The following is a 270-nucleotide window of genomic DNA, read 5'->3' as shown; positions in this document are numbered from 1 at the left end:
CTATGCCGTTTGTTGATATATCAACGCATTTAAACGCAATCAAACTTATTTAAAAAGCTTGATATGCCGGCTGCAGGACTTGAACCTGTGACCCTCGGTTTACGATACCGATGCTCTACCAGCTGAGCTAAGCCGGCAAAATGACGATAAATTAAAAGTGCTAACGGCAATTGTTGTTAGCACTCAGACATAGCTCCGGCAGGCGGGCTCGAACCGTCGACAACCTGATTAACAGTCAGGTGCTCTACCAACTGAGCTATGCCGGAATAA

At 45.9% G+C, this 270-nt stretch carries 2 tRNA genes; both read right to left on the bottom strand.

Going from position 1 to position 270, the window contains the following annotated elements:
- Positions 1–64: 64 nt before the first annotated feature.
- Positions 65–137 (bottom strand) — tRNA-Thr (locus AC6UD0_RS07420).
- 56 nt (positions 138–193) lie between these two features.
- Positions 194–266, bottom strand: a tRNA-Asn gene (locus tag AC6UD0_RS07415).
- Positions 267–270: the final 4 nt, after the last annotated feature.

Source organism: Fructilactobacillus sp. X7R9C1 (genome assembly GCF_059901005.1).
Note: the sequence above shows the minus strand (reverse complement) of the source record. Positions and strands in the feature narration are given on the sequence as shown.